Genomic DNA, 14,025 nt, shown 5'->3' with positions numbered 1-14,025 from the left:
TGGACGGGCCCCGGCGGCGCGGCCGGTGACCGACGTCGAGACGCCGGGCAGGGCAGGAAATCTTCGCGCTCGGGCGGAGAACGCAGTGACGGGGCGGCCCGTCGCGAACAGCAAAGGCGTGATCGCCCGGCCGGTTCGGCGCAGGGTGACCGCGGCAGGGACACCGGGCACGGCGGGAAATCGTCGGGTTTCGACGGGAACGACCGGGGCGAAAGGGCGGCTCGTCGCGGCACGCAAGGGCGCGTATCGGGCTCGGGCGGCCGCCCGGCCGATCAGGGCGCACCGGCACGCGGCGGACGGCCGGATTCCCGGTACCGCGGCGAATTCGGTGCGGGCCGAGCGGATCGCGCCGATACATCCGCAGGCCGCGGCAGCTCCCGGGCAGCCGAGCGCGGCGCGAACGGGCCGGGCCGGCGTGATGACGAACACCGACGGTCGGGTGGGGGCTCGAAAATTCCCGGCGCCGGTAAGCGGTCCGGTACCGACCGGACACGCCCCGGGCGTGGACAGTCCGCGGAGCGACCGAAACACGTCAAGGATCCGGCGCGCACTGTTGCGCTGGAAACCCTGCGGGCGGTCCGGGAGCGGGATGCCTACGCCAACCTGGTGCTCCCGGCCTTCCTGCGCGAATACTCCGTGCAGGGGCGAGATGCCGCGTTGGCCACCGAACTCGGGTACGGCGCGTCCCGCACCCTCGGCGTTCTCGATGCGGTGATCGCCGAATGCGCCGGCCGTGAGATCGCGGATATCGATGGTCCGTTGCTGGATGTGCTGCGTCTGGGCACCTATCAATTGCTGCGTACTCGTATCGAACCGCATGCCGCCGTGCACACCGCAGTGGAACTTGCTCGTGCCGAATCCGGTGCCGGCCGTGCCGGCTTCGTCAATGCCGTTCTGCGCAGGGTTACCGAACGCTCGCCGCAGGATTGGGTGGCGCGGCTGGCGCCGCCGGACCCGATCGGCCGGCTGGCCTTCGAATACGCGCATCCGGAATGGATCGCCCAGGCTTTCGCCGACGCGCTCGGCCCCGATGTGGGTGAACTGCGTGACCTGCTCGCCGCCGACGATGCCCGCCCCGTGGTGCATCTGGTGGCTCGCCCCGGCGATATCACCGCGGAGGAACTCGCTCTCGTCACCGGCGGTGAGGAAGGCCGCTGGTCCCCGTACGCGGTGTATCTCGAGGGCGGCGACCCGGGATCGCTGGAACCCGTCCGTGAGGGAATGGCGGCGGTACAGGACGAGGGCAGTCAGCTTGTGGTGCTCGCGCTCACCCGTGCGCCGTTGCACGGCTCGGATACCGGACGCTGGCTCGACCTGTGCGCGGGCCCCGGCGGTAAAACCGCACTGCTGGGTGCGCTCGCCGGTATCGACGGCTACCGGGTGGATGCCGTGGAACCGGCCGCGCATCGCGCCCAACTGGTGCGTTCGGCGACCCGCGACATGCCGGTAGAGGTGCATATCGTCGACGGCCGCGACAGCGGCCTGCCCGCCGGTTACGACCGGATCCTGGTCGACGCCCCGTGCACCGGACTGGGCGCTCTGCGCCGCCGCCCGGAGGCCCGCTGGCGGCGCACCCCGGGAGATGTCGCGGACCTGGTGGCGCTACAGCGCGAACTGGTGACCGCGGCCTGGGATCTGCTGCGCCCCGGTGGCGTCCTGGTCTACTCGACCTGTTCCCCGCACCTACCCGAAACCGTTGCGGTGGTAGCGGATACGGTGCGTCGTACCGGGGCCGAACAGTTGGATGCCCGCGAGCTGCTACCCGGCGTCACCGGGCTCGGCGCCGGACCGGCAGTGCAGTTGTGGCCGCACCGGCACGGCACCGACGCCATGTTCGTGGCCGCACTGCGCAAACCGCAGTAGCGCGGCAGCCGGGCTCGCGCGCGGTAGGTGACGGATTTCCAAGCCTGCCGCCACCGCCGCGGGCAGACTCCGTGGTATGAGCCTCACCTGGGAGAATGTGGTCCGACTGGCCACCGAACTGCCGGAGGTCGCGGAATCGACCTCCTACCGGGCCCCGGCGCTGAAGGTATCGGGTAAGAGTTTCGCTCGATTGCGCACGGAGGCCGAGGGCGGTCTTGCACTGCGCTGCGAGATGACGGAGAAACACGCCCTGCTGGCCTCCGGCGATCCGGCCTTCTACACCACCGGGCACTACGACGGATATCCCTACATTCTCATCGACCTGGACCGCGTCGATACCGAGCAGTTGCGGGAACTGCTCGATGCCGCGTGGTGGCTTGCCGCTCCCGCGAAGCTGCGCAAAACCAGGGATCGGGGAACCGCTGGATAGCCGGGCCGGGACGCACATCGTCTCCTCCAATGGTTTACAGTCCGCCCCGGCCGCGCAGGTTCTGTCCGTGAACTCGAACAGTTGCCCCCCGCACCCCCGACATATCAGGGTCTACCGGCTAGGTCGGTGACCCGCCCCGGAGGCAGCGGACGGTACTCGGGTGCTGACGATCGTTCGCGGCGATTTCGCCGATGCGGTTCGCGTGAACCGTCCGGTGGCCGGGTGTATCAGCCGGCGGTGGCCGCCGCTTTCCCGGCCGGTTCGATCCTGACCCAGGTGCTGTTCACCGCGGCATTCCCGGAGATACGGTCCACCTGTTCCGGATCGTGCAGCAGGTTGACATTCGCGCCCGGCAGCGAGGCCGCTACGGTCCAGCCGACGCCCGGTTCGCGGTGACCCCAACCGTGCGGGATGGCCACCGTCCCGGGCCGGATATCGGCGCTGACCTCCACCGGTACCGCGATGGCACCGATCGGCGAGCTCACGGTGGCCTGGTCGCCGTCGGCGAGCCCGCGCGCGGCGGCATCGGCGGGATGCATCAGCGCGGTGCAGCGGTCGCGGCCCTTCACCATCGACGGCACATTGTGCAGCCACGAATTGTTGCTGCGCAGGTGGCGGCGGCCGATCAGCCGCAGATCGAAACCTTCGGCGCGCGCGGAACCGGCGTCGGCGAGCAGCCGGCGGGCTTCGGCGACGAACGATGCCGGGGCGAGCTGCACCTTCCGATCAGCGGTGGCGATGAGGGACGGCAGGCGGGGACGCAGCGGCCCCAGATCGATCCCGCCGCGGGCCGCGCGGACTTTCGCCAGGGTGATGCCGCGGCGGCCCCGGCGCAGGACCCCGTGCGGGCCGACCGCGATTCCCAAGGTCGCCGCGCGCACTGGGCTGAATCGGGCGAATACCGCGTTGAGGGCCCGGCCGGTCAGCGAACGCACTGGCAGCGGCAGGATCTCGGTGGTCAGCCGGGCCATGATCTCCCAGTCCTCGAGACCGTCCGCCGGGGCGTCGATCGCCCGCGCGTTGTAGCGAATGTTGTTGTGCACGCTGAACATGGTCAGCAGGATGTCGAGATCCTCGCGCTCCAGCGGCGATACCGGCGGCAGGATGATATCGGCGTGGCGGGTGGTTTCGGTGACGTACATATCCACGGCCACATAGAAATCGAGGGAACTCAGCGCCTTGTCCAGCTGCCCGCGCTGCGGGGTGGACAGTACGGGATTTCCGGCATAGGTGATCATGGCGCGGATCTGCTCTGGTCCCTCATTCAGGATTTCGGAAGCCAGAGCGGCCACGGGTAGTTCGAAGCGGAATGATCTGTACTTCCCCGAGCGATCGGTCCAGGCACCGTGGAACGGTGGCATCCGCCGCGCCAGCGGCAGCAGGTCCACCGCGGGGGTGGCATACATCTGGCCGCCGGGCCGGTCGAGGTTGCCGGTGATCGCGTTGATGGTGTTGACCAGCCAGTGGGTGATCGTTCCGGTGAGGGTCTGGCAGACTCCGATCCGGGCGTACATCACTGCCGATTTCGCCGCGGCGTGTTCCCGGGCCAGTCGGCGGATGGCCTCGGCGTCGACGCCTGCGTATGGTGCCGCCTCCTCGGGGGAGAACCCGGATACCAGCTGCCGCAATGCATCCGAACCGGCGCACTGCGTGCGGACGGCGGTCCGGTCGCACAGGTCTTCGGTGAGCAGTACGTGCAGGACGGCCAGCAGCAGATAGGGGTCACCGCCCGGCAGCACCGCCAGGTGTTCGTCGGCCAGGCGCGCGGTTTCGGTACGCCGCGGGTCGATCACCACGACCTTGCCGCCGCGGGCCCGCACCGCCTTGATCCGGTTCTTGGCGCCCGGCATGGTGGTCACCGATCCGTTGGAGACCGCAGGGTTGGCGCCGATGATCACCAGCCGATCGGTGCGGTCGATATCGGCGATGGGCATCAGAAAATTCGAGCCGTACATCTGCCAGGCCACGAACTCCTGGGGGAACTGATCGATCGACGAGGCGGTGTAGAAGTTGCGGGTCATCAGGCCTGCCCGCAATGCCATGGCGTACATGATCGCCGAATTATGTGCCGCCGGATTGCCGAGGTACATACCGACCGCATGGGGGCCGTGGTCGCGCCGTACTTGCCGCAGCCGGGCGCCGACCTCACGGAATGCCTCGTCCCAGCTGATCGCTTCGAACCGGTCGCCCACCCGCCGCATCGGCGTGCGCAACCGGTCCGGATCATCGTGGAGGCCGGCCATCGCCGTCGCCTTGGGACAGATATACCCCTTGGACAGCACGTCCTCCGGGTTGCCTTCGATCCTGGTGACGGCCGAATCCTCGACGGTCACCAGGATGCCGCAGTGGGCCTCGCACAGGGTGCATTGCCGGGCGACGGTTTCCGTGGTCATGGATCCACCTTGAATGGTTCGCTGAGATAATTACCTACTCGATCTCTCATAGATGAGGGTAGGCCGATCAGCGAGCCACACACAACAGTCACCGGAAAAGACCCGGCGCCCCTACTCCCGCGACGACTGTTCCCGCAGCCGGGCCAGAGTTTTCGTGAGGATTCGCGAAACGTGCATCTGCGATATCCCCATCTGCTGGGCTATCTGCGTCTGGGTCATCGATTCGAAGAACCGCATGGTCAGGATCCGGCGTTCCCGCTCCGGTAGCCCCGCCAGCAACGGCCGGATCGCCACATACTCCTCGACCCGGTCGAACTGCGTCTCCTCTTCGCCGAGCGTGTCCAGCAGCGAGGCATCGGTATCCCGGCCGACCGACGCCGCGTCGATCGATGTCGGCTGGTAGGCGTTGCCTGCGATCACCGCCTGCGTCACCTCGTCGGGATCCACATCGAGCTCGGCCGCGATCTCCTTGGCCGTCGGCGACCTGCCCAGCGACTGCGACAGCGCATCCACCGCTGCCCCGATACGCAGATGAGTTTCCTTCACCCGGCGCGGCACCCGCATCGCCCAGGTGTTGTCCCGGAAATACCGGCGCACCTCACCCATGATCGTCGGCACCGCGAAGGACAGGAAATTCGAACCGCGCGATACATCGAAACGATCCACCGCGTGTACCAGCCCCACCCGGGCCACCTGGGTCAGATCGTCGAACGGTTCCCCCCGGCCACTGAACTTGCGGGCGATATGATCGGCCAGCGGGATGCAGCGGCCGATCAGCTGGTTGCGAAGCGTGGCATGCTGGGCCGACTCCGGTTCCGCGGCCGCCAACTGGGTGAACAGGCCCGCGACATCGTCGTACCCGCTGCCCTGCCTCGAATCCGCCAGCTCCGCCTCGGTCTCGGAATCAGCGTCCGCGGCCTCCGCAGCCTCCGCAGCCGATGCCGCCGCGTTCTCGGTACCGGAGAAGGGTTCCGTACCGGGCGGGCCGGTAGACGGGTCGAGCGGCTTGTCCTGTTCGGTCACGCTTTCCCCCGGACCCGACGGAACTCGACCGCTGTCGGAAATCCGGAAACCTGCTGGTCGAACGGATCCTGCCGGGCATCCACCGCATCGGTCAGGGTACGCAGCACATGCCAGCCGAAACTGCGCGAATCGGGCAGTCCCTCCCGCGCGGCGACGCCGGCGACCCGCACCCGCAGATCGGTATCGCCGATGGTGAATACGCAGTGCAGGCTGGTACCGGGTGCTGCCAGGCCGATCAGTGTCGAACAGGCCTCGTCCACCGCGAGCCGGATATCGGCGACCTCGTCCAAGGTGAAATCGCTGAGCAGGACCAGAGTTTCGGCGAGACCGCGCACGATGGGCAGCTGCGTCACCGATGCCGCCAGTCGAATCTCCACCGGGGAGCCGTGAATCCCCTCTTCCGCCGAAGTATTGATCACTCTGGCAGGTTACTGGGTTTCCGGCGCATCGGCGCGCGCGGGGTTTGGCGCCCTCGGTAACGGCCGATCCCCGCAGCCCGCCTCCGGTGCGGCCTGGCGGTCGGGCGCATTCGGCGGCTACGCCGGATCGCACTAGACTCCGCCGCGTGACTGCGCCCGAGCCCACGTTCATCCGTCCGGTGGCCCCGATGATCGCCCCGTCCATCCTGTCCGCGGATTTCGCGCGGCTGGCCGAGGAGGCCGAGGCGGTGGCGACTGCCGACTGGCTACACGTCGATGTGATGGACGCGCATTTCGTGCCGAACCTGACACTGGGGCTGCCGGTGGTGCAGAGCTTGCTGAAGGCCACCGATATTCCGCTGGACTGCCACCTGATGATCGAGGATCCGGCGCGGTGGGCGCCCCCCTACGCCGAGGCCGGCGCCTACAACGTGACCTTCCATGCCGAGGCGACCGATGACCCGGTGGCGGTGGCCCGCGATATCCGGGCGGCCGGGGCGAAGGCCGGACTGTCGGTGAAACCGAATACGCCGATCGAGCCGTACTTGGAGATTCTCCGCGATTTCGACACCTTGCTGGTGATGAGTGTCGAGCCGGGGTTCGGCGGCCAGTCGTTCATTTCCGCTGTGCTGGACAAGGCGAAGATCGTGCGGCGGCTGGTCGACGCGGGGGAGTTGCGGCTGGTGGTGGAGATCGACGGCGGGATCAACGCCGACACCATCGAACAGGCCGCCGAGGCCGGGATCGACTGTTTCGTTGCGGGGTCGGCCATATACAACACTGCCGACCCGGGGGCTACCGTGGAGAAATTGCGCAGCCGGGCGGCCGCGGCACAATCGCCGCACCACGCCGCGCGCTGAGCCCGGTCGGCCTGGTGAGCCGGTGACGGCCGGTCGACCCGTTCCACGGTAGCGACTCCGTTTGCGTAGGCCTGTGGCCGCGGGGCCGCGGCCGGGCCGGAAGTTCGGTGACGGGCTCAGGCAGTGGGGCGACCGCAGACCGCGTCGATCACCGCCTGCTGTGTGGGGCGGGTGCCGTAGGTATCCGCCCCGGCCACCCATAGTCGGTAGCCGCTGGCTTCGTCTTCGGCGGAAGGCAGCACGATCTGGCTACCGGTGCCGGCGACCGTCGTGTAGCGGCGGAACAGTTCCGCCGCGGCGGTGGCGGGGAATTCGTCGTGGCGGGTGGGGCCGGTGAGGAATGTCCAGCGCCCGGCCCTGGGATGTGCGAAAACCGGCCCGGCCGGCCCGGCGGCCCGGAGTCGCTGCAGTACCGGTTCGCCGAGTTCGGTGGGCATGGTCACCGCACCGTAGGCGGCGCCGATATGCAGCAGGATGCGTCGCGACACGGGATCGACCACGGCCGGCAGCAGATCGCGCTCCCGGTATCGCCGGCAGTGCTGTTCCAGGGCGGACTCGGTGAATGTGGTCATAGCGCTCGGGCTTCCTCGAGTGATGGACGTGCTTGACTGGGCGCGGTCTTCCGGGGCGGGGAACCCGCGCGGATCCGCCGGGTGCTGTTACCGCGGGATCCGATGCCCGGACAACTCTGTTGCTGGGGTGGGGGATACCGGATCGACGATCCGCGGCCTGATGTTCCGGCCGCGTTCTGGTGATTCGATCCGGTTGTTCGTGAAGGCTTGTGGCGCACGGTCTTCCGCGGCGGTGGCCGTCATCGGTGAATATCGTGCCCGGCCGCGCCGCGGGGTGGTCGAGGGCGGTGGACCGATCACCTCACCATATTGCGTCGGCCGGTGTGAGCGTGCAAATCGAGGAACATTTCCGGTTTCGATGCGGTCTCGGCCGGGCAAAGGTGGATCACCGGGAACCGGTCCAGACCATGTAGCCGCTAGTCGGGGCGGTCCCACGGCCTGGCATGAAACTTGTGACGACGATCATCCGACCGCAAATTTTCCGGCCGGGGTCGAGAGGGCGGCTCGGCCGAGGCGTACCGGTCCGTGATCGGAGCGGCAACGTCCCGGCGAGTGGGCGGCCATGGTTCGCCGGTCCGGCTGCCATCTAGTCTGGTTCTGGACGGCGAACCGGGAATATTCGGTACCGCTGGCGCCGTTCCGTAGGCGGAACACCGATGCGAACGGGAGAAGGCATGTTCACAGGCATTGTCGAGGAGCTGGGTGAGATCGTCGCCTGCGAACAGTTGACCGACGCCGCCCGGCTGACCATCCGGGGCAAACTGGTCACCTCCGATGCCGGGCACGGCGATTCCATTGCGGTCAACGGGGTGTGCCTCACCGTGGTCGATGTCGTCGACGACGTGTTCACCGTCGATGTGATGGGCGAAACGCTGAGCCGGTCGAGTATCGGCGGCCTCGGCCCCGGCGCGCAGGTCAATCTCGAGCGGGCAGCCGCCGTGAACAGTCGCCTCGGCGGTCATATCGTGCAGGGGCATGTGGACGGCACCGGCACCATCCTGACCCGCACACCCGCGGAGAACTGGGAGGTCGTCCGGATCTCGCTGCCCGACGCGATCGCCAAATATGTGGTGGAGAAGGGCTCCATCACGGTGAACGGTATTTCGCTCACCGTGTCCGGGCTCGGGCGCGCCGAGACCCCGGCCGCCGACGGCACCCGCGACTGGTTCGAGGTGTCCCTCATCCCGACCACCCTGAGCCTGACCGATCTCGGCACCGCCGCTGCCGGGACCGTGATGAACCTGGAAGTCGATGTGATCGCGAAGTACGTCGAGCGCCTCCATCAGCGCGGTTGATGCCTCCGGCCGCGCCCGGACGGGCCGGACGGACCCAGTAGTGTGATCAGCGACCAATCGAGATGGAGCATTGCAGACGTGACCAGGTTCGACAGCATCGAGCGCGCCGTCGCCGATATCGCGGCCGGTAAACCGGTCGTCGTGGTCGACGACGAGGACCGGGAGAACGAGGGCGACCTCATCTTCGCCGCCGAGAAAGCCACCCCGGAGCTGGTGGCGTTCATGATCCGGTACACCTCGGGGTATATCTGCGTACCTCTCACCGGCGATGATTGCGACCGTCTCGGCCTGCCGCCGATGTACGCGGTGAACCAGGACAAGCACGGGACCGCCTACACCGTCTCCGTCGATGCCAGGGAAGGCGTGACGACCGGTATCTCCGGCGCCGATCGTGCCACCACCGTCCGGCTGCTCGCCGACGGCGACGCCAAACCCGGCGACTTCACCCGGCCGGGTCATGTGGTGCCGCTTCGGGCCAAGGACGGAGGGGTGCTGCGCCGTCCCGGTCACACCGAAGCCGCAGTGGACCTGGCCCGGATGGCGGGCCTGCGTCCGGCGGGCGTGATCTGCGAGATCGTCAGCCAGAAGGAAGACGGGCATATGGCCCGCACCGATGAGCTGCGCGTTTTCGCCGACGAGCACGAACTGGCATTGATCTCCATCGCGGAGATGATCTCGTGGCGGCGTAAGCACGAGAAGCATGTGGTGCGGGTGGCGCAGGCACGGATCCCGACCGCACACGGTGAGTTCACCGCGGTCGGCTACCAGAGCATCTACGACGATGTCGAACATGTGGCGCTGGTACGCGGCGATATCGGCGACGGCGAGGATGTCCTGGTCCGGGTGCATTCGGAATGCCTCACCGGTGATGTCTTCGGTTCGCTGCGCTGCGATTGCGGCCCGCAACTGGACGCGGCCATGGAAATGGTGGCCGCCGAAGGGCGCGGTGTGGTGCTCTACATGCGCGGGCACGAGGGTCGCGGGATCGGCCTGATGCATAAACTGCAGGCCTATCAGCTGCAGGATTCCGGGCACGACACCGTCGACGCCAATATCGAACTCGGGCTGCCCGCCGACGCCCGCGATTACGGAACCGGCGCCCAGATCCTGGTCGATCTGGGGCTGCGGTCGATGCGGTTGCTCACGAACAACCCGGCGAAACGGGTCGGGCTCGACGGTTATGGCCTGCGGATCACCGAACGCGTGCCGATGCCGGTACGGGCCAACGCCGAGAACCTGCGCTATCTGCGCACCAAACGCGACCGGATGGGTCATGACCTGGTAGGTCTGGACGATCTGGACCTGGGGGAGACGGCGCAATGACCGCATCCGGATCGAAAGGCGGAAACCGATGAGCGGTACCGGCGTACCGGAGTTCGCGCTTGCCGACGCGCAAGGGTTGCGCCTGGCCATTGTCGCCTCGCGCTGGCATACCGAGATCTGCGACACCCTCGTGGCCAATGCCGAACGCGTGGCCGCGGCGGCGGGCGTCCTGCACACCACCGTCGCCCGGTGCGCCGGCGCGATGGAATTGCCGGTCCTGGCGCAGGAACTGGCCCGCACGCATGACGCGGTGGTCGCACTCGGTGTGGTGATCCGCGGCGGCACCCCGCATTTCGAGTATGTGTGCGATGCGGTGACCGCCGGCCTGACCCGGGTCTCGCTGGACGAGAGCACTCCGGTCGCCAACGGCGTACTCACTACGAACAACGAACAGCAGGCGTTGGATCGCGCCGGGCTGCCCGGTTCGGTGGAGAACAAAGGCGAGCAGGCGGCCGCGGCCGCGCTGGATGCCGCCCTGACCCTGCGCAGGCTGCGCGCGGCGGGCTGAACTATGCCGGTGGCGCGTATTTTGCGGCGGAGCGTGAGCCCGGCCACGGACCAGCCGTCCGAATGGGAGTTCGAGGTGCGCCCGCGTAAAGCGCGCCGGACCGCGTTCATCGTGGCCGTCTGCCTGGTGGTGGCCTTCGTCCTGCTCGGGGTGTTCCTCCGGGTGGACTACACCGGAGTGAATTTCCGGGTCGTGGACCAGTTCGCGATGGCATGTATCGGTATTTTCGGCGCCATCGCCGTACTGCTTCTCACCAGACCGCGTGTGCGCGCCGGAGAAAACGGCGTGGTGGTGCGTAATGTTCTGGGAGACAGTGAATTCGAATGGAAGCATATCCGTGGCCTCTCCTTCCCGGACCGTAAGGCGTGGGCCCGGCTGGAGCTGGTGAACGACGACTACGTCCCGATGCTGGCCATCCGCTCCAACGATGGTGAGCGTGCCGCCGCCGCCTTGGACCGGCTCCGCGAACTCAGCACGAAGTACAACGGCGCCCCCTGATTCTCAGGCGCTGTCGGTCGGCGCGCCGGCCGAGATCACCCCGGTCTGTGACCGCAGTACCCGGACCGGCGCGAGGTGTGGCGCCGGTCCGGGTACCCGGTGCACATTCAGTGGGCGAGCTTCAGCCCGACCACACCGGAAACAATCATCGTCAGGAAGACCAGCTTTCCGATCGTCACCGGTTCTTCCCCGGTGGCCATCGCATAGACGACGGTGAGTACCGCTCCGATACCCACCCACACCGAGTAGGCGGTGCCCACCGGAAGATCGCGCATTGCGTACGCGAGTCCGCCCATGCTGGCAACCAGCGCGACGAGGAACAGCACAGTGGGCGGCCACTTGGAGAAGCCTTCCGTTTTGCCCAGAGCGGTGGCCCACACCGCTTCCAGCACACCGGATACGACGAGAACGATCCATGCCAATGCCATGACGACCTCCGTGGGGTCGTCTTGTCGCACGCCGGGTACGACCCTCTCGTCCGGAAGCCCACCTCATCGGGGCTATGTACCCAAAATCGCACATCCGCTACCGGTCGGCAACCTTTCCGCTCGGTTCGGCGAGGTACCTCACAGTTGCGGCGGTCAGGGAACACCCGCAAGCATCAGTCAGGCATGGGGGTCACCGAATCAGCGAGTACCGCCCAGTACCTCGCCTTCGCGCCGTGGATCGGCACCGCCGATCCAATAATTCTCACCGTCGCGGCTCAGGACGCTGAGCCCGCTCGTCTGCGGTGCCACCGAAACCTGGTGGCCACGCTCGCGCAAGGCGGTGACGAGCGGATCGTGGGCACCGTCGTCACGTGTGTCGATCGCGGGATGCTCACCACCCACGCCGGTGAGCGGAGTGTTCGCGGCACCGAACGATACGGCGGAGACCGCCTGCTGTGGATCCAGGCCCCAATCCAGCATGCCCACCAAGGTTTTCACCACGAACTGGATGATCACCGCACCGCCCGGTGAACCGACCACCTGGGTGAGAGTGCCGGGCCCGGTACCGGTGCCGGGTTCGAAGACCAGGGTCGGGCTCATGGAGCTGCGTGGGCGTTTACCCGGTTCGACCCGATTCGCCACGGGTACACCGGCGGCATCGAGCGGGTCGGCAGAGAAATCGGTGAGCTGGTTGTTCAACAGGAACCCGCCGACCATATGGAACGAGCCGAACGCCGATTCCACGGTCGTGGTCATGGCGGCGGCATTGCCGTAGGAATCGACCACCGAGATATGGCTGGTGCCGTGCTCGGGCGTCTGTGGTCCGGCGCCCAGTGTGGTAGGTCCGAAGTCGCCGGGGCGGGCGGTGCCCATACTGCGGCCCGGATCGATGAGACCGGCCCGCTCGCGCAAATAGTCCGGGTCGACCAATGTTTCCGGGGAATCGCCCGGCGGCGGAACATAGCCGGGGTCGGCGATGTACTTGTCGCGGTCGGCGTAGGCCAGCCGCTCGGCCTCCGCGATCAGATGGACGGCCTCGGCGCGTGGCACCCCGCCGTTGCGGTCGACCTGTTCCGGCGGCAGGGCCGGGATATCGAAGTTTTCCAGGATGCCGAGGGTGGCGGCGACGGTAGTGCCGCCGGACGAGGGGCCGGGCATTCCGCAGATCTCGTGTTGCCGGTAACCGGTGCACAGCGGTGCTCGCTTCACTGCCCGGTAGCCGGCCAGATCCGCTGCGGTGAGTGCACCGGGGGTACGTCCGCCGGTGGCCGCGCCGGCGGCGGCGGCGATGTCCTGCGCGATGGGTCCGGTGTAGAACGTGTCCGCGCCGTCGGTGGCCAGGGTGTTCAGGGTTTTCGACAGGGCCGGATTGGTGAGGACCGTTCCGGCGGGTTTGGGGGATCCGTCCGGTTCGAGGAAGTATTCGGCTGCCGCCGGATCGCGGCCCAGCTCGGGCGCGGATTCGGCGATCTGCCCGGCCAGCCGTGGACTGATCTCGAAACCCTGATCGGCGAGTGCGATGGCAGGATCGAACAGCTCGCGCCAGGCGGTGTGCCCCTGCTCGGCGTGCACCATCCCGAGCATGCGCACCACTCCCGGGACCCCGATGGAGCGCCCGCTGGCTCGGGCATCCGGCCGCGGTTCGCTGTGGTCGGTATCGCTGATCCAGCGCAGATAGTTCTCCGTCGCGGCGGCCGGTGCGGTCTCGCGGCCGTCGTAGGCCTCGACGGTCTCGTTCTCCGCGTTGTAATACAGCAGGAAGGCCCCGCCGCCGAGTCCTGAGGCCTGCGGTTCGGTGATGCCCAGCACGGTTTGGGCGGTGACCAGCGCATCCGCCGCGGTACCGCCGGCACGCAGGACCGCACAGGCGGCGCGGGTGGCATGCGAGTTGGCGGTGGATACGGCGTAACCGGTGGTGCGCACGGCAGTCATACCGGATCGGTAGCCCGAGGCGATCTCCGGGTTGGTCGCGAGATCACGGGAGGCCGGCGCCGCCGGGCCGGTTCCGGGAGCGGCGGTGGCGGCGGCGCCGTTGGGCACCGGAGTGCAGGGGCCCGCGGTGTCGGACTCGCCGGAGCATCCGCTGAGGGATGCGGCCACGAGTAGCCCCGCGAGGGTCAGTGCGGGCCGAATCCGTCGTGTCGGGCGCATGTTCGGAACTGTATCGGGTCGCGGTGACCGATGGGCCGGAATCATCGGTCGATACGGCCGGGCCGGCAAAAGCGTCTCGGTCGGTGGATGTGGGGTTCGTGGATTGTGTTCCGGCATAAAATGAGTGGTGGTCGGCTGATGCGAAAGCTGCGGTCTCGTATGGTATTTCGCGTGCGTGGCGTGGTGCCGCTGCCGCTGGAGGTGGTATCGAAACGACGGAGGAGGCGTTCGGGGATGAAGTTCGTGGGTCGGTTGGTGACTC

13 protein-coding genes and 1 riboswitch are annotated in these 14,025 nt (G+C 67.8%); of the genes, 7 read left to right on the top strand and 6 right to left on the bottom strand.

Annotated elements, in window-relative coordinates:
• The first annotated feature begins 453 nt into the window (after nucleotides 1–453).
• Together NS6_RS05650 and NS6_RS05645 are read left to right on the top strand one after the other, a co-directional pair.
• The gene (locus tag NS6_RS05650; protein WP_068038079.1) at nucleotides 454–1,863 is read left to right on the top strand and encodes an RsmB/NOP family class I SAM-dependent RNA methyltransferase; all 1,410 of its coding nucleotides are present in this window, start codon (nucleotides 454–456) and stop codon (nucleotides 1,861–1,863) included.
• 76 nt (nucleotides 1,864–1,939) lie between these two features.
• A complete protein-coding gene (locus NS6_RS05645) occupies nucleotides 1,940–2,293 on the top strand; it encodes an MmcQ/YjbR family DNA-binding protein (protein WP_068037211.1) in 354 nt (117 codons plus the stop codon).
• Between the two features lie 227 nt (nucleotides 2,294–2,520).
• Here the strand turns inward: NS6_RS05645 and NS6_RS05640 are convergent, their stop codons facing one another.
• The 3 genes from NS6_RS05640 to NS6_RS05630 all read right to left on the bottom strand — a co-directional run bounded on the left by NS6_RS05640 (nucleotide 2,521) and on the right by NS6_RS05630 (nucleotide 6,128).
• Nucleotides 2,521–4,686 carry a molybdopterin oxidoreductase family protein gene (locus NS6_RS05640; RefSeq protein WP_068037208.1) on the bottom strand — a complete coding sequence of 722 codons (2,166 nt, stop codon included), beginning with the start codon at nucleotides 4,684–4,686 and terminating at the stop codon, nucleotides 2,521–2,523.
• A 111-nt stretch (nucleotides 4,687–4,797) separates the two neighbouring features.
• A complete protein-coding gene (locus NS6_RS05635) occupies nucleotides 4,798–5,571 on the bottom strand; it encodes a SigB/SigF/SigG family RNA polymerase sigma factor (RefSeq protein ID WP_068038077.1) in 774 nt (257 codons plus the stop codon).
• A gap of 134 nt (nucleotides 5,572–5,705) precedes the next feature.
• Complete coding sequence (locus NS6_RS05630) at nucleotides 5,706–6,128, bottom strand: ATP-binding protein (protein WP_068037205.1); 423 nt, start codon at nucleotides 6,126–6,128, stop codon at nucleotides 5,706–5,708.
• Nucleotides 6,129–6,316: 188 nt separating this feature from the next.
• Between NS6_RS05630 and rpe the strand changes: the two genes are divergently transcribed.
• Entirely contained in the window at nucleotides 6,317–6,988 is a 672-nt protein-coding gene (gene rpe / locus NS6_RS05625) for a ribulose-phosphate 3-epimerase (RefSeq protein WP_068038075.1), read from the top strand.
• 116 nt (nucleotides 6,989–7,104) lie between these two features.
• On the opposite strand, the gene NS6_RS05620 is transcribed toward rpe, so the two are convergent.
• Nucleotides 7,105–7,560 carry a hypothetical protein gene (locus tag NS6_RS05620; protein WP_068037202.1) on the bottom strand — a complete coding sequence of 152 codons (456 nt, stop codon included), beginning with the start codon at nucleotides 7,558–7,560 and terminating at the stop codon, nucleotides 7,105–7,107.
• A gap of 674 nt (nucleotides 7,561–8,234) precedes the next feature.
• Between NS6_RS05620 and NS6_RS05615 the strand changes: the two genes are divergently transcribed.
• From NS6_RS05615 to NS6_RS05600, 4 genes are all read left to right on the top strand, one after another.
• The gene (locus NS6_RS05615; protein ID WP_068037200.1) at nucleotides 8,235–8,855 is read left to right on the top strand and encodes a riboflavin synthase; all 621 of its coding nucleotides are present in this window, start codon (nucleotides 8,235–8,237) and stop codon (nucleotides 8,853–8,855) included.
• Between the two features lie 78 nt (nucleotides 8,856–8,933).
• Nucleotides 8,934–10,178, top strand: coding sequence for a bifunctional 3,4-dihydroxy-2-butanone-4-phosphate synthase/GTP cyclohydrolase II (locus NS6_RS05610; protein WP_068037198.1), 1,245 nt, complete (start codon nucleotides 8,934–8,936; stop codon nucleotides 10,176–10,178).
• Nucleotides 10,179–10,206: 28 nt separating this feature from the next.
• Nucleotides 10,207–10,686, top strand: coding sequence for a 6,7-dimethyl-8-ribityllumazine synthase (gene ribH / locus NS6_RS05605; RefSeq protein ID WP_068037196.1), 480 nt, complete (start codon nucleotides 10,207–10,209; stop codon nucleotides 10,684–10,686).
• Nucleotides 10,687–10,719: 33 nt separating this feature from the next.
• Complete coding sequence (locus NS6_RS05600) at nucleotides 10,720–11,184, top strand: PH domain-containing protein (protein WP_443093652.1); 465 nt, start codon at nucleotides 10,720–10,722, stop codon at nucleotides 11,182–11,184.
• Between the two features lie 107 nt (nucleotides 11,185–11,291).
• Here the strand turns inward: NS6_RS05600 and NS6_RS05595 are convergent, their stop codons facing one another.
• Together NS6_RS05595 and NS6_RS05590 are read right to left on the bottom strand one after the other, a co-directional pair.
• On the bottom strand, nucleotides 11,292–11,606 hold the full coding sequence (locus NS6_RS05595) for a DMT family transporter (RefSeq protein WP_068038073.1): 315 nt from the start codon (nucleotides 11,604–11,606) through the stop codon (nucleotides 11,292–11,294).
• 16 nt (nucleotides 11,607–11,622) lie between these two features.
• Nucleotides 11,623–11,690, bottom strand: a riboswitch (guanidine-III (ykkC-III) riboswitch).
• 120 nt (nucleotides 11,691–11,810) lie between these two features.
• Nucleotides 11,811–13,763 (bottom strand): gamma-glutamyltransferase family protein, encoded by a 1,953-nt coding sequence (locus NS6_RS05590; protein ID WP_068037191.1) that lies wholly within the window; start codon nucleotides 13,761–13,763, stop codon nucleotides 11,811–11,813.
• Nucleotides 13,764–14,025: the final 262 nt, after the last annotated feature.

Source organism: Nocardia speluncae NBRC 108251, from assembly GCF_001613245.1.
GTDB lineage: Bacteria > Actinomycetota > Actinomycetes > Mycobacteriales > Mycobacteriaceae > Nocardia > Nocardia speluncae.
This window is presented reverse-complemented; position numbering and strand designations above follow the sequence as displayed.

Coding starts and splice junctions, on each gene's coding strand:
- NS6_RS05645 (WP_068037211.1), top strand. CDS start 1,940: ATGAGCCTCACCTGGGAGAATGTGGTCCGACTGGCCACCGAACTGCCG.
- NS6_RS05640 (WP_068037208.1), bottom strand. CDS start 4,686: ATGACCACGGAAACCGTCGCCCGGCAATGCACCCTGTGCGAGGCCCAC.
- rpe (WP_068038075.1), top strand. CDS start 6,317: ATGATCGCCCCGTCCATCCTGTCCGCGGATTTCGCGCGGCTGGCCGAG.
- NS6_RS05620 (WP_068037202.1), bottom strand. CDS start 7,560: ATGACCACATTCACCGAGTCCGCCCTGGAACAGCACTGCCGGCGATAC.
- NS6_RS05615 (WP_068037200.1), top strand. CDS start 8,235: ATGTTCACAGGCATTGTCGAGGAGCTGGGTGAGATCGTCGCCTGCGAA.
- ribH (WP_068037196.1), top strand. CDS start 10,207: ATGAGCGGTACCGGCGTACCGGAGTTCGCGCTTGCCGACGCGCAAGGG.
- NS6_RS05590 (WP_068037191.1), bottom strand. CDS start 13,763: ATGCGCCCGACACGACGGATTCGGCCCGCACTGACCCTCGCGGGGCTA.